Origin of the sequence: Flavobacterium sp. UBA7680 (assembly GCF_002482975.1) — a bacterium.
Taxonomy (GTDB): domain Bacteria; phylum Bacteroidota; class Bacteroidia; order Flavobacteriales; family Flavobacteriaceae; genus Flavobacterium.
This window is the reverse complement of sequence record NZ_DLHA01000019.1, coordinates 549,288-571,463: the sequence shown is the minus strand read 5'-3', so window position 1 is coordinate 571,463 and position 22,176 is coordinate 549,288. Positions and strand designations below refer to the sequence as shown.

Below are 22,176 nucleotides of genomic sequence, written 5' to 3'. Positions count from 1 at the left end.
TTCTATTTGAAATTGATTAAATATTATTGAATTCAAATTCTCCCCCTACACTTTAAATTTTCTTTTATGAAAATTAATTTTAAACAAATCACTTCATTTGGAAGATTGGTGTAGATCAATATTTCCCAAAAGTTTCGAGATTTTTTTTATTTGAAGAAAATAAAAAGACCTCAATTGTATACTTCGGTATACCAGACACAACGTAATTTTTTTATAAAAATTTAAACTATAGTCTTTATGTGCTAAGGATTTGTTTTAGAGTTTAACTAATTGATTTTTAATGTTTTTTTTTAATTGCCTAAGCATACGTGCTTATGGCAGCAGGTATTTTATTGTCCATTTTCTAATCTTCCAAATTATGAAAAAAAAATTTATTTTTTGTAGTCTCAACTTTCAGAAGAGATTATTCGGACTATTATTTTTATTCTTATTATGCACGAATTCATTTGCGCAGACTATTTGCAGACCAACGTCTCAAACAAATAGTCAGGGCGGATTATTGTGCGTAGGATTAAATGTAGATAGTCCAGCCAACGCTTATGACAGCGCGGGCTTAACGACTTTTGCAACCCTGACCAATGCTGTTGGAGTAGGCTGTTTCGTCGAAGAAACATTGACCTTGAACCAGACGGCAAGAGCAGGGGATCAAATTGCAATTTATTTTGGTACAGGAAATGGTTTGCTGGATGTTGGATTGTTATCTAATGCATCTCTTCAAACCAAACTGGCTGGTGTAAATGTAGGTTCAAGTGTAGCTTTAAATAGCCCGCTCCTGAACTTAAATTTGCTTAATGGAAATACGATTGCAGTTGCAAAGTACACCTTAACTGGTGATGCAAATCAGGTACAAATTCAGGTTGGCGGACTTTTAAGTCTTTTAGTCAGCTTACGAATTTATGATGTCCGATTAGAGTTTGCACAGCCAACAGTAGCCGGCGGTTTAACGCAAACGGTTTGCGCAGGAGCTACACCAACGCTTACAGCAACTCCAGCTGCAGGAACTACGCTTGCATGGTATAGCTCAGCAGCGTCGACAACACCATTAATAACAGGAAACACTTTTACAACTCCTGTATTAAATGCTAATACTACTTATTATATTGGTATTTCCCGAGTTGCCGGATGCGAAGGCAATGTTCGAGTACCAGTAGTTCTTAATGTTTCTAATCCAGTTGCACCAGCGGTTAACAACGCTGGAACTGCTATTTGTTCTACAGGAGCAACACAACAGACAACTTTAACACTTTTAAATCCTATTCCTGGAACAACATATTCCTGGTATTCTGTTGCAAGTGGAGGAGTAGCATTAGCAACAGGAACAACATATTCACCTACAGTACCTTTGGGTACTACAACTTTTTATGTAGAAGGAGCGATAGGCAGTTGTGTAAGCCCTACGCGTACTACAGTCAATGTAGTTTCTACAGCAGTTCCTGTAACACCAACTGTTTTAACACAAAGTGTTACGATACAGTCAGGTCAAAATGCAACTTTAAATGCGACAACGCCTGAAGTAGGTGCACAATTAAATTGGTATGATGTGCCTACAGGCGGAACACCAGTTGCAACAAATACAGCAACTTTTACAACACCTATTTTAACTGCAACAAAAACATATTATGTTGAAGCACAAAGCCCAAACGGAAGTTGTGTTAGTGCAGTAAGAGTTCCAATAACAGTTACGGTTCAGCCTGCAGCTTTAGGCGGCTGTCTTGAGGCGAGCAGCCAGCAAACAACCCAAAATGGTTTATGTTTATTATGTAGTTCTACAAATCCAAATAATTCGGTAGATGGAAATCCTGCAACAGCAGCGAGACTTACCGTTCCTATTGGTTTAATTAATGGATGGGTGCAACAGACATTACAATTTACGAATCCGGGTAAAACGGGTGACATCGTTGATGTTGAATTAGAATTACCAGGCGGATTAGCCGATCTTTCCTTATTAGGAGCAGTTAGTCTGGCAACGTATAATGGAGCAACTTATAATAATGACAGAGTTTCAATTAACAATCCGTTAATTACTTTGCAATTATTAAGCGGTGATCGTTTTAGAGCAAGCGTAGTTGCGGGAGCAAATTTTGATCGTGTAGAAATTCGATTAGGAGGTTTGGCAACAGTACTGACAAATTTAGATATTTATCAGGCTACATATAGATATAAAGCTCCAGTTATAACAGGAAATACAACAATTTGCAGCGGGCAGACGACAACATTAACCGCGACTCTTGCAGTTGGTGAAACTGTTAATTGGTATAGCGCTGCGACTGGCGGAGCTTCATTAGCTTCTACAGCTGCATTTACAACTCCGGCTTTAACAACAGCAACAACTTATTATGTAGAAATAACAAGAAATGGCTGTGTTAATAGTGAAAGAAATCCGGTTCAGGTTTTAGTAAATAATCCTGTATTGCCGGTAATTGATGTTTCTCCATCAACAATATGCAGCGGAGGGACAACGACTTTAACGGTTCAGACTCCGGTAGTAGGTACAACTTATAATTGGTACGATGCTGCGTCAGGAGGAAATTTGGTATTTACAGGAACTTCATTTACGACACCAGCTTTAACAGCAAATACAAATTATTATCTTGAAGCAGTTGTTGGAAGTTGTTCTACGCCTACACGTACGGCTGTAAATCTAACAGTAACTCCTTTACCAGCTGTACCAACTTTTGCTTCTCAGGATGTTATTATACAAACTGGACAAACAGTTACATTATCAGTTTCAAATCCGGTTGCGGGCGTTTACTACAATTGGTATGATGTTGCAACTGGCGGTTTACCAATAGCAACTAATACGCAAACGTATACACCAAGTCCGGTTTTAACGGCAAATAAAACCTATTATGTTGAAGCAGTTGATATAGCAACAGATTGTAGAAATGCTGTACGAGGTGTAATAAACGTTATCGTAATAAATACTATTAGTACTTGTTTGCAAGCCAACTCTCAGGCTATTACAAGAGGAGGAGTAGTTTTAGGCTGTATTACATGTACTTCAGCTAATGACGCAGCTTCTGTTGACGGTAACAACGCAACAGCAACTACACTTACAATTCCATTAGGATTATTAGATTTTATACAACAAACCTTAACTTTTACATCTCCAGGTCAAGCTGGTGATATAATTGATGTAGAGTTGGGAATTCCTGTTGGTTTACTGGATATTAGTGCTCTTTCTAATATTAGTTTACAAAGTTTCAACGGTGTAACTCCTAATGCAGATCAGTCTAATATCAGTAATCTTGTTAATGTTCAGCTTTTAGGTGGTAACCGTTTTAGAGCTAGTTTTGTTGCGGCCGGTCCATTTACAAGTGTACAAGTTAGATTAACAGGAATACTAAGTGCTCTTGTATCTTTAGATATTTATGATGCTTCTTACAGATTTCCAAATGCTACAATTACAGGAGCTTCAGCACCAATTTGTTCAGGACAAACTGCTTCTTTAACAGCATCTTCAACAGGTACAGAAACCTTTACTTGGTATGATGCACCAACAGGCGGAAATATTGTAGCCGTTAATCCAACGCTTCCACTAACTTCTACTACAACATATTATTTAGAAGGAACTCGTGGAGGAACTTGTATTAATAGTTTACGTCAGGCTGTTACAGTTACAGTACTGCCAATTCCTACAGATGCTGATGTTACCATTACAACTCCAGTTGAGGCGACTTGTGCGGGAGGTGCAGTTTTAACTCCAACATCATCAACAATTGCAGGAGCTGAGTTTAAATATTATACAGATCAAAATAAAACTCAGGAAATTATAACAGGCACTACAGTAGCAGCTCAGCCGGGAGTAACATTTACTAAAGATGCTATAACAGGAGAACTTACTATAGCAGGCTTAAATGCTGCAGGAACACCTTATAATTATTTCGTATCCATTTTAAATGGCGGAACTTGTGAAAATGTAAACGGAACATTAAAACAAGTAACCGTTAACTTCCCTTCAACTACTGTTTTAACTGTAAATGCAACGTTAGCAGGTTGTGGAAGTGTTAATTTAGGAGATGCAATAACTAATTTTGATTCAACAGGAAATACAACTTATACTTTCTATGATCCATCGAATAATGTAATAACTGCAGATGCTGCGGCTAATATTACATTAAGTGGTGTTTATTCAATTTTAGCTCAGGGTAATGGAGTTACTTGTCCATCTGTACAGCAATCTGTAACTGTGACAATAAATGCATTACCAAGTTTAGTTGTAACAAATCCATCAGAATCAGTAAATATAGGATCAAACGTTACCTTAACAGCAACATCAACCGGAACAATTTCATGGTTTGATCCGCAAGGAAATGCTTTAACAGGACCAACATTTACTACCGGAGTTTTAAACACACCGGGAGTTTATACTTATACAGTTGTTGCCAGCGACGGAATTTGTTCCAGAACTGCAACCAAAGTAATTAATGTAATTGATCTTAGTAACTGTCAATCTTTAACAGAAAGAGTTTATGCAACAGCACAAACAATGGGATCAATAGTTACAGGAACGGTTACTGACGGAGCAAATGCAGTCGATGGTGATCCACAGACATTCTCTACCATTACTACAGGTTTAGGACTTTTAGGAGTGGGTACAACCTGGCAAAATTTAACTTGGCCAGCACCAATCGTAAAAGGAACACCAGTAACGATTAAATTGGGTTCTGAATTAAGTTTATTAGCAGTAGGCCAAAATTTATCAGTAATTGGAACAATTGGAGGAGTTGATATTGGAACAATGCAATCTGTATCGGGTTCTTTATTGAATTTAATTTCTGGAGATAATACCTATGAATTTACTTTTGTTCCTTCAGACGCTTCAGGTCCGCAGGATTATGACGGAATTCGTATTCAGTCAGCTTCACTATTAAGTGTGGCTCAAAATACGAAAGTATTCGATGCACATTATAACAGATCCGTTTCAAGTGTTGTTTGTACGCCTGGAGATATCCGTGATATTTTTTATGGCGCAACTGATTTAGGAATTGGAGCTGTCACAACTGCAGTAGGAGTTAACGATGCATGGAATATTGCAGACAATGACATTACAACTTTTGCAACAATGTATAGCGGATTAGGAGTTTTGGCTGCTGCCGATTTAACAGTTGAATTCAAAACACCATCTGTTGTAAGTGATACACTAAGAATTGTGATCTCAAAACCGGGAGCACTTTTAGATGTTAATTTATTGACAGGATTTAGTATTCAGCGTTATTTAGGAAGTGTTGCCGTTGGGGCACCAATTCAAAATACAAGTACATTATTGAGCTTAAGATTATTGCCAGGAAATTCAATGGCAGTGGCACTTGTTACTTCACCAACAGAAGTTTACGATAGAGTAAGAATTCGTTTGGGAGGAGTTGCAGGAGTATTAGATTTCTTAAGAGTTCATACAGTAGAAAGAGTTGCAAACACAACCGTAATAGGAGCCGATCCGGAGAATAAAATAACGGTCTGCCCGGGAACAGATATAACCCTTCAAATACCCGAAGAAGCCTGTTCAACTTACATTTGGTATGATGCACCAACAGGAGGAACTGCACTTGCTACAGGAATTACTTATACAGTACCAGCAAGTTTAACAGCAGGAATCTATAAATACTACGTTCAGCCAGTACGTTATGGTTGTGAAACTTTTGCTAGAGGAGAAGTAACAGTTGAAATCAAAGCTTCGACTCCGGTAAATGCTTTAACAAATATTACTTTAAATGGAGGAACAACAACTTCAATTTGCTCTCCTTCAGGAACTGTAACATTAGCAACAAGTTTAAGCGGAACACCAGTTGTAACAAACCCTGTTTATTACTGGTATAGCTTTAACGGTACTACAGCGCAGTTGATTCCTGGAGAAACAACGGCACAGTTAATCGTTAACGGATTAGCTCCGGGAACTTATACTTATTATGTAGGGGTTAGCGGAGATCAATTTTGTGAAACTGCAGTTGCAGACAGAAAACAAATTACATTTACAATTCTGCCTCCTTCAACAGTCAATGATATTTTAGTTGATGATTTAACAGTTTGTCACAGTGTGCCAGCATCATTAACTCCAACTGCACCAACATTAACAAATCCGGTATTTACCTGGTATTTAGATGCAGCCAGAACACAGCCTATAACAAACGGTTCAGTTATAGCAGGAGTTACTTATACAATCAATGCTGCAGGTGTTTTAACAGCTGTAGGATTGACAAAAGCAATGAGCCCAATTACTTATCATGTGGCAGTTGCCAGCGATAATACTTGTGAAAATCTTGCAGGAACATTACAAGATGCCGTAATTATCATAAGTGATCCAAATACACCGACAACCACAGATGCTACACAAGATTTCTGTTTAGTTGATGCGCCAACAATTGCAAGTATTCAGGTAAATGAATCAAATGTAGTTTGGTATAATGTTTCAACAGGCGGAATAGCGATTCCATCTACAACAGCATTAACAACAGGAACTTATTATGGAGCTGCAACAGATGCTATTACAGGTTGTGAAAGCAGCGTAAGATTAGCAGTTGCAGTAAGTGTAACTGATCCAGGAACACCAACTACAACAGATGCAACACAAGATTTCTGTTTAGTTGATGCGCCAACTGTTGCCGACATTCAGGTTAACACACCAGCGATAGGAACCATAGTTTGGTATACAGCTGCCACAGGCGGAACAGCGATTCCAACTACAACAGCATTAGTAACAGGAAACTATTACGCTTCAATTTTAAATGGAACAACAAACTGCGAGAGCAATGTAAGGTTAGCCATTGCAGTAAGTGTAACAGATCCGGGAACACCAACCACGACAGATACGACACAAGATTTTTGTTTAGTTGATGCGCCAACCGTTGCAGACATTCAGGTAAATACACCAGCTGTTGGAACAATAGTTTGGTATACAGCTGCTACAGGCGGAACAGCGATTCCAACTACAACAGCATTAGCAACAGGAAACTACTACGCTTCAATTCTAAATCCAACAACAAACTGCGAAAGCAATGTTAGATTAGCGATTGCCGTTAGTGTAACAGATCCTGGAACACCAACAACTACAGATGCAACACAAGACTTCTGTTTAATTGATGCTCCTACAGTTGCTGATATTAAGGTAAACACACCAGCCGTTGGAACAATAGTTTGGTATACTGCCATAACAGGCGGAACAGCAATCGCTTCTACAACAGCTTTGACTACTGGTACTTATTATGCATCAATTTTTAACGGAACAACAAATTGTGAAAGTGCTGTAAGATTAGCTGTTGCTGTAAGCGTAACTGATCCGGGTACACCGACAACTACAGATGCAACACAAGATTTTTGTTTAGTTGATGCGCCTACAGTTGCCAACATTCAGGTAAATACGCCAGCCGTTGGCACAATAGTTTGGTACACAGCTGCTACAGGAGGAACAGCGATTCCAGCTACAACAACATTAGTAACAGGAAATTACTACGCTTCAATTCTAAATCCGACAACAAACTGCGAAAGTAATGTTAGATTAGCCATTGCAGTTAGCGTAACCGATCCTGGAACACCAACCACAACAGATGCAACACAAGACTTCTGTTTAATTGATGCTCCTACAGTTGCCGATATTCAGGTAAATACACCAGCCGTTGGCACAATAGTTTGGTATACAGCTGCTACAGGCGGAACAGCAGTTCCATCAACAACAGCTTTAGCAACAGGAACATATTACGCTTCAATTTTAAATCCGACAACAAACTGTGAAAGCAATGTTAGATTAGCGATTGCCGTAAGCGTAACTGACCCTGGAACGCCGACAACTACAGATGCAATACAAGATTTCTGTTTAGTTGATGCTCCGACAGTTGCCAATATTCAGGTAAACACGCCAGCTGTTGGCACAATAGTTTGGTATACAGCTGCTACAGGCGGAACAGCGATTCCATCAACAACAGCTTTAGCAACAGGTAATTACTATGCTTCAATACTAAATCCAACAACAAACTGCGAAAGCAATGTTAGATTAGCCATTGCAGTAAGTGTAACAGATCCAGGAACACCAACTACAACAGATGCAACACAAGATTTCTGTTTAGTTGATGCGCCAACCGTTGCCGATATTCAGGTAAATACACCAGCCGTTGGAACAATAGTTTGGTATACAGCAGCAACAGGCGGAACAGCGATTCCAACTACAACAGCATTAGTGACAGGAACTTACTACGCTTCAATTCTAAATCCAGCAACAAACTGCGAAAGCAATGTTAGATTAGCAATTGCGGTAAGTGTAACAGATCCTGGAACACCAACAACGACAGATGCCACACAAGACTTCTGTTTAATTGATGCACTAACCGTTGCTGATATTCAGGTAAATACACCAGCAGTAGGTACAATCGTTTGGTATACAGCTGCTACAGGCGGAACAGCAGTTCCTTCAACAACAGCTTTAGCAACAGGAACATATTACGCTTCAATTCTAAATCCGACAACAAACTGCGAAAGCAATGTTAGATTAGCAATTGCTGTTAGTGTAACAGATCCTGGAACACCAACGACAACAGATGCTACACAAGATTTCTGTTTAATTGATACTCCAACCGTTGCCGATATTCAGATAAATACGCCAGCAGTAGGAACAATAGTTTGGTACACAGCTGCGACAGGCGGAACAGCGATTCCTACTACAACAGCATTGGTAACAGGAAACTATTACGCTTCAATTCTAAATCCAACAACCAACTGCGAAAGCAATGTTAGATTAGCAATTGCAGTAAGTGTTACTGATCCGGGAACACCAACTACTACAGATGCTACACAAGATTTCTGTTTAATTGATGCACCAACCGTTGCTAATATTCAGGTAAACACACCAGCTGTTGGAACAATAGTTTGGTATACAGCTGCAACAGGTGGAACAGCGATTCCAACTACAACAGCATTGGTAACAGGAAACTATTACGCTTCAATTTTAAATCCAACAACAAACTGCGAAAGCAATGTTAGATTAGCAATAGCCGTAAGTGTAACAGATCCGGGAACACCAACTACAACAGATGCCACACAAGATTTCTGTTTAATTGATGCGCCAACCGTTGCCGATATTCAGGTAAATACGCCAGCGGTAGGCACAATAGTTTGGTATACAGCTGCTACAGGCGGAACAGCAGTTCCAGCAACAACAGCTTTAGCAACAGGAAACTATTATGCTTCAATTTTAAATCCGACAACAAACTGCGAAAGCAACGTTAGATTAGCAGTTGCAGTAAGCGTAACAGATCCGGGGACACCAACAACTACAGATGCAACACAAGACTTCTGTTTAATTGATGCGCCAACCGTTGCCGATATTCAGGTAAACACTCCAGCAGTAGGTACAATCGTATGGTACACAGCTGCTACAGGCGGAACAGCGATTCCAACTACAACAGCATTAGTAACAGGAAACTACTACGCTTCAATTTTAAATGCTACAACAAACTGCGAGAGCAATGTAAGATTAGCCATTGCAGTAAGTGTAACAGATCCGGGTACACCGACAACTACAGATGCCACACAAGACTTCTGTTTAGTTGATGCGCCGACAGTTGCTGATATTCAGGTAAATACACCAGCAGTAGGTACAATAGTTTGGTACACAGCTGCCACAGGCGGAACAGCGATTCCAGCAACAACAGCTTTAGCAACAGGAACATACTACGCTTCAATACTAAATCCAACAACAAACTGCGAAAGCAATGTTAGATTAGCGATTGCCATAAGTGTAACAGATCCTGGAACACCAACTACAACAGATGCGACACAAGACTTCTGTTTAATTGATGCTCCTACGGTTGCCAATATTCAGGTAAACACGCCAGCAGTAGGTACAATAGTTTGGTACACAGCTGCCACAGGCGGAACAGCGATTCCAACTACAACAGCATTAGCAACTGGAACTTACTACGCTTCAATTCTAAATCCAACAATAAATTGCGAGAGCAATGTTAGATTAGCCATTGCAGTAAGTGTAACAGATCCGGGAACACCAACCACAACAGATGCTACACAAGACTTCTGTTTAATTGATGCTCCGACAGTAGCCAATATTCAGGTAAATACACCAGCGGTAGGAACAATAGTTTGGTATACAGCTGCGACAGGCGGAACAGCGATTCCTACTACAACAGCTTTAGCAACAGGAAACTACTACGCTTCAATTCTAAATCCGACAACAAACTGCGAAAGCAACGTTAGATTAGCAATTGCAGTAAGTGTAACAGATCCGGGAACACCAACTACAACAGATGCAACACAAGATTTCTGTTTAATTGATGCTCCGACAGTTGCGAACATTCAGGTAAACACACCAGCCGTTGGTACAATAGTTTGGTATACAGCTGCGACAGGCGGAACAGCAGTTCCAGTAACAACAGCTTTAGTAACAGGAACATACTACGCTTCAATTCTAAATGCTACAACAAATTGCGAGAGCAATGTTAGATTAGCAATAGCCGTAAGTGTAACAGATCCTGGAACACCAACTACTACAGATGCCACACAAGATTTCTGTTTAATTGATGCACCGACAGTTGCGAACATTCAGGTAAATACACCAGCCGTTGGAACAATAGTTTGGTATACAGCTGCCACAGGCGGAACAGTAGTTCCAGCAACAACAGCATTAGCAACTGGAACTTACTACGCTTCAATTCTAAATCCAACAACAAATTGCGAGAGCAATGTAAGATTAGCAATTGCAGTAAGTGTAACCGATCCTGGAACACCAACCACAACAGATGCTACACAAGACTTCTGTTTAATTGATGCGCCAATCGTTGCTGATATCCAAGTAAACACACCAGCAGTAGGCACAATAGTTTGGTATACAGCTGCTACAGGCGGGACAGCGATTCCTACTACAACAGCTTTAGCAACAGGAAACTACTACGCTTCAATTCTAAATCCGACAACAAACTGCGAAAGCAACGTTAGATTAGCAATTGCAGTAAGTGTAACAGATCCGGGAACACCAACTACAACAGATGCCACTCAGGATTTCTGTTTAGTTAATGCACCAACTTTTGCCAATATTCAGGTAAATGAATCAAACATTGTTTGGTACAGTACAGCCACAGGCGGAACAGCGATTCCAGCGACAACTGCCTTGACAAATGGAACTTATTATGCAGCCATTTTAGATCCGGCAACAAATTGTCAAAGTACTGTAAGATTAGCAGTTGCAGTAAGTGTAACAGATCCTGCTACACCAACAACTACAGATGCTACACAGACTTTCTGTTCTGGAAACGCACCAACAGTTGCTAACATTCAGGTAAACGCACCAAATGTAGTTTGGTACACAGCTGCTACAGGCGGAACAGCAATTCCAGCTACAACAGCTTTAGCAACAGGTAATTATTATGGAGTAATTCAGGATCCGGTAACAGGATGCGAAAGCAGCGTGAGATTACTAGTTGCAGTTACAGTTGGAAACACAATTAATCCAACAACAACAAATGCAACTCAAAGCTTCTGTTCAACAGCATCACCAACAATTGCAAGCATTCAGGTAAATGAAAGCAATGTAACTTGGTTTAGCACAGCAACAGGTGGAACAGCAATTCCGGCAACTACAGCCTTAACATCAGGTATTTACTATGGAAACATTGTAGATCCGGCAACAGGTTGTGAAAGCTCAACTCGTTTACAAGTTACAGTAACAGTAACAGATCCGAGTCCAACGCCAACTACAACAGATGCAACACAGGATTTCTGTTCAATCAATGCACCAACAGTTGCTAATATTCAGGTAAACGAAGCAAATGTGATTTGGTATACTTCTGCTACAGGCGGAACAGCACTTCCAGCTACAACAGCTTTAGCAACAGGAACATATTATGGAGCTGTGTCAAGTGCTATAAATTGTGAAAATCCAGCGAGATTAGCAGTTGCAGTAAATGTAAATACTCCGGGTATCATTACAACGCCAAACACAACGCAAACGTTCTGTTTATCTAAATTGCCAACATTAGCTAACATTTTAGTTAACGAACCAAACGTTGTTTTCTATGCCACTGCAACAGGCGGAACACCACTTCCGGCAGGAACATTGCTCACAGCAGGTACGTATTACGCTGCCGCACTTAGTAACACAACAAACGGATGTGAAAGCGCGACAAGATTAGGTATTACAATTGCCTTTGAAAATGATGCTTTAGTACAGCTTACAACTACAGACGACACACCATGTGTTTTCCAAGGAGTAACCTATTCAATTGCAAATGGAAAATCAAATTATGTTTGGTCAGTTACAAACGGAACAATCACTTCTGGCGGAGGAACTGCAGACGGATCTGCAACAATCTCATGGTCAGATATTGGACCGGGAAGAGTTGAGGTTACTTACACAAATACTTGTGACGAAACCACAACTAAATTCTTAAACGTAACTGTAGCAACATGTTCTGATTTAACAATTACGAATGTGGTTGATAATCCAACGCCAAATTTTGGTGACAATGTAACATTTACAATAACAGTAAACAATGTTGGCGAAGGAGGTTTCATAAACACACTTGTTAGTGATTTATTACCAACAGGATATAATTTAGTTAGCTCTAATACATCAACAGGAACATTTAATCCGGCAACAGGACTTTGGACAATTCCAACACTGCCAGCAGGACAAAGTGTAACGTTAACAATAGTTGCAGAAGTACTTTCAAGCGGAAACTACTTAAATGTTGCTACTATCGAAAACTCAACTCCTTTAGATGTCGATGCAACAAACAATTCAGCTTCAGCTTCGGTTGAGCCAATTTGTTTGACAGTTTACAATGAGTTTACACCAAATAATGACGGAGCTAATGACTTGTTTAGAATTGATTGTATCGAAACACATCCTAACAACGAGTTAAAAGTTTTTAACAGATATGGTGCATTAGTGTACAGCAAAGCACACTATGAGAACGATTGGGACGGAACTGCAAATGTATCCGGAGTAGTTAATAGAGGAGATATGCTGCCAACAGGTACTTATTTTTATGTGATTACCATTGGAGATGGAACGGTTAAAAAAGGATGGTTATCAATAATGAGATAACATTCTATTAATCATCTAATTAATTAAACTAAATAAGTATCGTTATGAAACTATATATAAAACCATTAGAAACGTATTTAATTTTAATATGTTCTCTTATTACAGTATGTGTCAGTGCACAACAAGATCCTCAATATACGCAGTATATGTATAATACAATGGCGGTAAATCCGGCTTATGCCGGGTCTACCGGCACTCTCGAAGCCACACTTTTACACCGTTCGCAATGGGTAGGCATTTCAGGAGCACCAGAAACACAATCGTTTTCCATTCACGGACCGCTTTCAAACGAAAAAATCGGTTTAGGATTGAGTGTAGTTAACGACAAAATTGGTCCTTCAAATGAATTATACCTTGACGGAAACTTCTCTTATTCATTACCTCTTGGGTACGAAAAAAGATTAGCATTTGGACTAAAAGCAGGTATGAGAATGCTAAATATAGATTGGTCAAAAGGAAGATATTACGATAACAATGATGTTCTCCTAAACCAAAATATAGACAATCAAATGAAACTAGCAGTAGGAGCCGGAATTTACTATTACACAGAAAAATGGTATTTAGGATTCTCTATTCCAAGTTTTATTTCAAACAACTATTATGATGATGTGCAGGAATCAATAGATTACGATCGTTTGCATTATTATTTAATGGGAGGATATGTTTTTGATTTGAACCCAAATTTAAAGTTCAAACCAGCATTTTTAGTAAAAGCAGTAAGCGGAGCACCTTTAACTGCTGATGTATCGGCGAATTTTATGATAGCTGAGAAATTTGTTATTGGAGGATCATACAGAACAGACGATTCTGTAAGTATTCTGGCAGGTTTTCAAATAACACCTAGTTTTTATCTAGGTTATGCTTTTGATTACACCACAAGTCAATTGAATAAATACAACGATGGAACACACGAATTCATCTTGCGTTATTCATTCAACAAAGGACAAAGCAAAATTAAATCTCCTAGATTCTTCTAAAAACAAAACATATGAAAAAATTATATATCCTAAGTTTAGTCTTGAGCATTACGTTTAGTTTTGCTCAAAAGACTAATTTAAAGAAAGCCGATGCTTTGTTTAGAAATTATTCATATACAGATGCATCAAAGGCTTACGAAGAAATATTACAAAATATTAAAAGTCCGTCGACACAAACATTAAAAAATGCCGCAGACTCGTATTATTTTATTTCTGATGCACGAAATGCCCTAAAATGGTATAGAAAACTATACGAAGCACAGGGCAATAATCTAACTGATATTTACTATCTAAGATACATTCAAACCATGAAAGCAGTCATGGATTATGATGAAGCAGATAGAGTAACCAAAGAATATCTGGACAAAAAAGGAGATCAAAAGGAAATAGACCGTTATGTTGCACAGAAAAAGCAATTGGATAGTTTAGCGAAAGCAAAGCCATTGTATCAAATTAAAAATCTGGATATCAATACCACTAAATCTGATTTTGGAACCACTTTTTATCAGGAAAAAATTGTCTTTACTTCGGCAAGAGACACAACCAAGTTTAGCGAAAAACTATACACTTGGAACAATCAGCCCTTCCTGAATTTATATGTTTCTGAAAGAAATCCTGCAGATGGAAGCCTCTTCAACGAAAGTTTATTCATTCCAAACGTAATGAGTAAATATCACGAAGCAACAGCCACATTTGATGCAGCAGGAAAAACAATTTATTATACCACTAACATTTTAAAGAAAAACAAATTAGTTGTTGATGGCGATAAAGTCAATAATTTTCAAATTGTTAGAGGAGATGTTGTAGATAATAAATTAGAAAATCCGCAAAACGTATTCTTTAGCAGCGATGATTATTCTGTAGGACATCCTTCTTTAAGCGATGACGGAAAATGGCTTTTCTTCGCATCAGATATGCCGGGCGGATTTGGTGAAACGGATTTGTATGTAGTAAAAATTTCAGATGACGGAACAATGAGTACACCGTTAAATCTGGGACCAAAAATCAATACAATTGGTAATGACCTTTTTCCTTATTACAGAAACGGAATGCTTTATTTTTCTTCAGATGGACATTATGGTTTAGGAGATTTAGATGTTTACGAAAGTAAATTTTTATCAGACGGAACTTTTACAACACCAAGAAATCTTGGCGCTCCAATAAACAGTAATAAAGATGATTTTGCTTATATCGTAGATAAGTCAGACAGTTACGGTTACGTTTCCTCAAACAGAGCAGGAGGAAAAGGCGACGATGATATTTATTCTTTTGTAAAAGGAAAACCGGTTTGTAACCAAAGTATTTCGGGAATTGCCGTTGATAGAAAATCAAAACTTCCATTATCAGATGTTACCGTTATGGCTTACAATTCTTTTAAAGAAGTTTTAGGCGAAACCAAAACAAACTACGAAGGAAAATACGCCATTGTTGTTCCGTGTAATAAAGTGGTTAATATGATTGCTGCCAAACCAAATTACAGCAGCGACGAAAAAACCGTAGAAACTACAAAAGAAAATGAAGGCGAAATTCCAAATATCAATTTTGAACTTAGCAATTATGACGATTTAGTGGTAAAAAAGAAAGGTGTTGAAAAAGTAGATGTTAACCCAATTTATTTTGATTATGACAAATACGACATTACACCTTTGGCAGTCGAAGAATTGACAAAAGTAGTTTTCATTATGCAAAAATTTCCAAACATCAGAATCAAAATTGAATCACACACAGACTCAAGAGGGAAAGATGCTTATAACTTAAAACTTTCAGATAACAGAGCAAAATCAACAAGAGATTATATTATCTCGCAGGGAATTGACGCTTCAAGAATCGAAAGTGCCATTGGTTACGGCGAAAGTCGTTTAATCAATAAATGCAAAAATGGAGTGAAATGTACTGAAGAAGAACATTTGTTAAACAGACGCTCCGATTTCATCATTATTCAAAAATAGTACTATATTTTCGATCTAATTTATTGATAATCAGATTTTAAGATATAGAACGTAGAAACCATTTGGAAGTTGGTTTTTTAAAATTCTTTTTTAAGAATAATGGACAAGGAGAAAATCAGGCCGCAAATTTTTGCAGCCTGATTTTTGATTTTTATAAAACTTTTGTGTTTAATGTTGTATGAACAAAAATAATCCTAATTTTGATATACATTTATTTTCAAATCAAAATCAGCATTATTTTAGCATTTTATGAGTATTCAGGAAACCATTCAAACCTTAAGAGACGAACTTAATCAACACAATTACAATTACTACGTGTTGGATAATGCCACAATTTCTGATTACGATTTCGATATTAAACTAAAGCAGCTTCAGGATTTAGAAAATAAAAATCCAGAGTTTTTTGATGAAGATTCGCCAACCCAAAGAGTAGGCGGAGCCGTAACAAAAAACTTCAAAACCATTGCGCACCAATACAGAATGTATTCTCTTGATAATTCGTATTCAAAAGAAGATTTAATCGATTGGGAAAACAGAATTCAGCGCGTTTTGGGAAATGTTGACCTGCAATATACCTGCGAATTAAAATACGACGGAGCTTCAATCAGTATCTCTTATGAAAACGGAAAATTAGTTCAGGCGTTAACACGCGGTGACGGTTTTCAGGGAGATGAGGTGACCAATAACATCAAAACAATCAAATCAATTCCAATCAAATTAAAAGGAGATTACCCTGAAAAATTTGACATTCGAGGAGAAATTATTCTTCCGCATGCAGGATTCGAAAAAATGAATCAGGAATTGATCGAAATTGGCGAAACTCCATACTCAAACCCAAGAAATACAGCATCAGGAAGTTTAAAATTACAAGATAGTGCCGAAGTTGCGAAACGTCCGCTGGAATGTTTACTGTATTTTGTAACAGGAAATAACCTTCCGTTTAAAACCCAATACGAAGGATTAGAATCAGCCAGAAAATGGGGATTCAAAGTTCCAAACGAAGCCAAGTTAGTCAATAACATGCAGGAAGTTTTCGACTTTATTGACTATTGGGATGTGCACCGTCATCAATTACCTTATGAAACAGACGGTGTTGTAATCAAAGTAAACAGCATACATTCTCAGGAAGAATTAGGCTATACAGCAAAATCACCACGCTGGGCAATCGCATACAAATTTAAATCAGAGCAGGTTTCAACCAAATTAAAATCAATATCTTATCAAGTTGGGCGCACAGGAGCCATTACTCCCGTGGCCAATTTGGAGCCAGTTCAATTGGCCGGAACCATTGTAAAAAGAGCCTCTCTTCATAATGCAGACCAAATTGAAAAACTGGATATCAGAATAAATGATACCGTTTTTGTTGAAAAAGGAGGAGAAATTATCCCAAAAATTATTGCTGTAGATTTAGAGAAACGCCCAGAAAATTCAGAAATAACACACTACATAACGCATTGTCCGGAATGTCAGACCGAATTGGTTCGAAATGCCGGAGAAGCAAACCATTATTGCCCGAATTTTTACGGCTGTCCTCCGCAGATTATCGGAAGAGTACAGCATTATATTTCGAGAAAAGCAATGGATATCGAAGGACTTGGCGGAGAAACAGTAGCGCTGCTCTTCAAAAATAATTTAGTTCACAATTATGCCGATTTATACGAATTGAAAGTCGAAGATATTTTGCATCTGGAAAGAATGGCGCAAAAATCAGCCGAAAATTTGGTAAAAGGAGTAGAAAAATCAAAAGAAATTCCATTTGAAAGCGTACTGTTTGCACTCGGAATTCGTTTTGTTGGAGAAACCGTAGCCAAAAAACTGGCCAAACATTATAAAAATATCGACGCTTTAAGCCAGGCCTCTTTAATGGATTTAATTTTAGTAGATGAAATTGGAGAAAGAATTGCCAAAAGCGTAATAGAATTTTTTGAAAACGAAGAAAATAAAATCATAATTGAACGTCTTAAAAGTTATGGAGTTCAATTTGAAACCGTAGAAAGAATAAACCCAAATGCTACCGAGAAATTTATTGGAAAAACTTTTGTTGTTTCAGGAGTTTTCAGCCAATTTTCGAGAGACGATTTAAAAAAGACGATTGAGGATAACGGTGGAAAAGTAGGAAGTTCGATTTCTGCAAAAACCGACTTTGTCGTGGCGGGAGATAACATGGGGCCGGCTAAATTAGAAAAAGCAAATAAATTGAATATTCCTATACTATCTGAAGATGATTTTATAACTAAACTGAATGAAGGCTAATAAACCATCGTTAATTTTATTCTTCCTGGCGTTACTGTTTACAATTATTTTTGATTGGACAGAACAAGACTTCCTTGCAATTTATGCAAAGGCAATAGTGCTGCCTGCCATTTTCATTTATTTTTTAATAAGCAGTGAATTCAAAATCAAGAAAACAGAAAGCTTTATTTTTGTATTTTGCTTTATAGGCCAGGTTTTCGACCTTATGGATGTTGAGGTTTCAGAAATTGGAGCCGTATTAAGTTTTCTTGTTGTCTACGCCCTAATCATGAAGCTTTTTATAGTAGAACACGAAAAAATTAAACTGCAAAAAAAGGATATTTTACCAATATCCTTAGTTATAATTTTTATTGTTTACCTGCTTATTTCAGTACTCAGTATGAAATTTGACAACACTAAAAAGTTCGATTATATCTATATTATTTACGGAATAATTCTGAGCTATATAAGCTATTTCTCTTTTGTAAGTTATATTACAAAAGGCACATTTATAACCCTATTAATGTCATTAATGGCAGTTAGTTATATATTTTCAGATATATTCTACATCTTCAACGAATACTTTTCACACTCCGTAGTTTTAGTTTTAATTCGTGATATAACACAAATTTTAGCCTACTACTTTATGGTCGAATATTTCCTCGAAAAAATAAAAATGCATAAAAGAGCTTTATACAATAATTGATGTTGCTTGATTACTGTGCGCTTTATCCTTATCAAAATAAAAATCGATACGGCCTAAATTGATTCCGTAACAGCCAACCTGATTAACCAATACCTCTTTTCCGGCTTTGTTTTTTACAATAGTTGGTTTGTCAAGAAAAGTGTGCGTATGTCCGCCAATAATTAAATCAATATCCTGCGTAAGTTCCGCAAATTTTAAATCAGAAATTTTCGAAGGCTCATCTTTATATTTATAACCAAGATGCGAAAGACAAATTACTAAATCGCATTTTTCTTCCTGTTTTAATAAACGTGTCATATCCTGAGCAGCTTCAACAGGATCATTATAAACAGTTTCTTTATAAAGTTGTTTATCAACCAAACCCTGAAGTTCAATTCCCACACCAAAAACACCAACCTTAATTCCGTTTTTATTGAAGATTTTATACGGTTTCACCAAACCGTTCATTACGGTATTTTTAAAATCGTAATTAGAATTTATAAATTCAAAAGTAGCATGAGGCATTTGAGCATACAAACCATCAAGACCATTGTCGAAATCATGATTTCCAATAGTAGAAGCATCATATTTCATCATACTCATCAGCTTGAATTCTAATTCACCACCATAATAATTAAAATACGGAGTTCCCTGAAAAATATCACCCGCATCTAACAAAAGAACATTTGGATTTTCCCTGCGAATCGTTTCAATAAGCGCCGCACGACGAGACACGCCGCCTTTATTTGGGTTACGCGGATCATCAGCCGGAAACGGATCTATATGACTGTGAACATCGTTTGTATGCAGAATAGTTAAGTGTTTTATATCGTCAGTGCCAAAACTGCTCAACGACAATCCTAAACTTAATAAGGCAGTACTTGCAGCTGTTTTTTCGATAAATTCTCTTCTTTTCATTTTGTATATTTTTTGCGGGGAACTTTATATTTTGGTGATTTTTTCGGCCACAAATTTTAAACTATCAAAAAAATAATTCGTGTAAATTCGTGCAATTCGTGGCAAACTTTTTTTACTCTTCTGTAATACGAATATCTTTAGGAACCGGGATTGTATCAACTTCCTTGAAATAATCAATTAAAACATTTCGAAGTTTGTAATTCAAATCATATTTCTGAATATTTTTTGCAAAGAAACTCATGTTATCGCCGCCATTTGCCAAATAATCATTTGTAGCAACATAATATGTTTTATTTACATCAAGCGGTTTTCCCTGCACCAGGATATTTTTTGCCGTATTATCTTTTGCAATAGTAAAAGTCATTCCAGACAAAGGATGCGGTTTTTTTTCTTTTATAATATAAGACGTTATTTCTAAAATTTGTTCCCCTTTTAAAGCCAGAACAACCATATTATTTTCAAAAGGCATAATTTCAAAAGCAGATCTCGTCGTAACATTTCCTTTAGGTAAAATCGCTCTGATACCGCCATGATTTAAAAAGCAGATATCAATACTTTTATTTTCACGCATTTTAAAAACTTTATTACCTCTTTCTAAGCAGACATCGGCTAATAAATTTCCAATAGGAGTCTGCCATTTTCCTGTACTTTTATCAAGAGTTTCAGGACAATATGCCAAAACGCTGTCTAAATCCTTATTAATTCTATCGCGATAAGGTTTAATAAAATTCTCAATTTCTGGAGTTTGTGCACTATTTTCTGCAACTGGAATCTGTTTTCCTTCTATCTTCGTTAAATTATAATTCTTGGGGCTGCAAGAAAATATTGTAGTTAGTGTTAAGAATATAACAAAAAGTTTTAAAAATCGGTTATACTTTTTTAGTTTTACCATTTTAAATGCGGCTTAAATAATTAATTTTGTAATTCGTAAAAGTACTATGTTTTTAGATTATATAAGAGAATTTTTTGTAAAAAAATCATTAAAAAATAACTTGAATACTATCAAAAACGAGGTTTTTACAAGCAATATACAAACCATTGGTTTGCTGGTTGATGAGAGTAATTTTAGAAATTCAAAAGAGTTAATAAAAGAACTTGAATCGAATGGAATTGCTCCGGGAAACATAAAAATTGCTGCGTACAGACGTAAATTCGACAAGAAAAAAGAGTACTCAAGACCAACTTTCGGTAAAAAACATATCGATTGGAAAGGGCAGGTTACAGAAGATTTTTTAAATGAATTTACAGATACAGAATTTGATCTTTTGATTAGTTATTATGAAGAGGAAACTCCCATTTTAATGATGATCACAAGCAAGTCAAAAGCAAAATTTAAAGTAGGGTTTTCTTCTGTCGATGATAAATTAAATCGCTGGATGATTAGTACTACAATGGAAGAGTATAAACTTTTCATTACAGAATTGTTTAAGTATTTAAAAAGTATAAAATAAAATTATAAATCAAAATATGCAATCATTAATAGGAACTGGTGTTGCGCTTGTAACCCCATTTAAAAAAGACTTTTCAGTAGATATCGAAGCGTTGCAGCGTGTCGTTAACTTTTCGATTGACGGAGGAGTTGAATATCTTGTTGTTATGGGAACAACAGCAGAAAATGCTACCTTAACATCAGAAGAAAAAGAGTTAGTTATCAGCACCGTAATTGATGTTAATAAAGGAAGACTGCCATTAGTTCTTGGAGTTGGAGGAAATAATACCATGCAGATTGTTGAAGAATTAAAAACAAGAGATTTTTCTGCTTTTGAAGCCATACTTTCAGTTTCACCCTATTATAATAAACCAACACAGGAAGGAATTTACCAGCACTTTAAAGCAATTGCAGAAGCATCTCCAATTCCTGTAATACTATATAATGTTCCTGCAAGAACATCAAGCAATATGCTTCCGGCAACTGTGGTTCGTTTAGCAAACGATTTTAAAAATATCGTAGCTATAAAAGAAGCGGCAGGAGACATGGCCCAGGCATTAAAACTTATAAAAGATGCTCCAAAAGATTTTCTGGTAATTTCTGGAGATGATATGATTGCTTTACCTATCGTTTTAGCAGGTGGAGCAGGTGTAATTTCAGTAATTGGACAAGGTTTTCCAAAAGAATTTTCAGAAATGATACGCTTAGGATTGAATAAAAAAGCCGTTGAAGCGTTTAAAACACAATACTTTTTAGCAGATTGTATCGATATGATTTTCGAACAAGGAAACCCTGCCGGAATAAAACAAATCTTTCAAGCCCTTGGTATTGCTGAAAATGTGGTACGTTTACCTTTGGTTTCTGTAGATGACGCTTTAGCAGCAAGATTAAATGAGTTTGTAAAAAATAGCATTAAATAATTGTTAAAGTGTTAGTATTAT

General features: G+C 37.1%; 9 protein-coding genes. 7 read left to right on the top strand and 2 right to left on the bottom strand.

All coding sequences use genetic code 11. From position 1 onward, the window contains the following. Positions 1-358 precede the first annotated feature (358 nt). The 5 genes from B3C18_RS07400 (at position 359) to B3C18_RS07380 (ending at position 18,909) form a co-directional block, all read left to right on the top strand. Complete coding sequence (locus tag B3C18_RS07400; protein WP_291144694.1) at positions 359-13,045, top strand: gliding motility-associated C-terminal domain-containing protein; 12,687 nt, start codon at positions 359-361, stop codon at positions 13,043-13,045. Between the two features lie 44 nt (positions 13,046-13,089). Next, positions 13,090-14,022, top strand: coding sequence for a PorP/SprF family type IX secretion system membrane protein (locus tag B3C18_RS07395; protein ID WP_291144692.1), 933 nt, complete (start codon positions 13,090-13,092; stop codon positions 14,020-14,022). Positions 14,023-14,033: 11 nt separating this feature from the next. Next, on the top strand, positions 14,034-15,971 hold the full coding sequence (locus B3C18_RS07390; RefSeq protein WP_291144689.1) for an OmpA family protein: 1,938 nt from the start codon (positions 14,034-14,036) through the stop codon (positions 15,969-15,971). Between the two features lie 249 nt (positions 15,972-16,220). Further along, positions 16,221-18,224, top strand: coding sequence for an NAD-dependent DNA ligase LigA (gene ligA, locus B3C18_RS07385; RefSeq protein WP_291144686.1), 2,004 nt, complete (start codon positions 16,221-16,223; stop codon positions 18,222-18,224). Continuing rightward, positions 18,214-18,909, top strand: a complete 696-nt coding sequence (locus tag B3C18_RS07380) for a hypothetical protein (RefSeq protein ID WP_291144683.1) — start codon at positions 18,214-18,216, stop codon at positions 18,907-18,909. Before ligA ends, B3C18_RS07380 begins: the two co-directional genes overlap by 11 nt. On the opposite strand, the gene B3C18_RS07375 is transcribed toward B3C18_RS07380, so the two are convergent. Beyond that, positions 18,895-19,806, bottom strand: a complete 912-nt coding sequence (locus tag B3C18_RS07375) for a bifunctional metallophosphatase/5'-nucleotidase (RefSeq protein ID WP_291144680.1) — start codon at positions 19,804-19,806, stop codon at positions 18,895-18,897. The two genes, B3C18_RS07380 and B3C18_RS07375, sit on opposite strands and share 15 nt — an antisense overlap. A 112-nt stretch (positions 19,807-19,918) precedes the next feature. Then, complete coding sequence (locus tag B3C18_RS07370) at positions 19,919-20,698, bottom strand: 5'-nucleotidase C-terminal domain-containing protein (RefSeq protein ID WP_291144677.1); 780 nt, start codon at positions 20,696-20,698, stop codon at positions 19,919-19,921. Between the two features lie 46 nt (positions 20,699-20,744). Between B3C18_RS07370 and B3C18_RS07365 the strand changes: the two genes are divergently transcribed. Together B3C18_RS07365 and dapA are read left to right on the top strand one after the other, a co-directional pair. Further along, the gene (locus B3C18_RS07365; protein WP_414655343.1) at positions 20,745-21,257 is read left to right on the top strand and encodes a DUF6913 domain-containing protein; all 513 of its coding nucleotides are present in this window, start codon (positions 20,745-20,747) and stop codon (positions 21,255-21,257) included. A 16-nt stretch (positions 21,258-21,273) separates the two neighbouring features. After that, positions 21,274-22,155 carry a 4-hydroxy-tetrahydrodipicolinate synthase gene (gene dapA, locus B3C18_RS07360; RefSeq protein ID WP_291144672.1) on the top strand — a complete coding sequence of 294 codons (882 nt, stop codon included), beginning with the start codon at positions 21,274-21,276 and terminating at the stop codon, positions 22,153-22,155. Positions 22,156-22,176 lie beyond the last annotated feature (21 nt).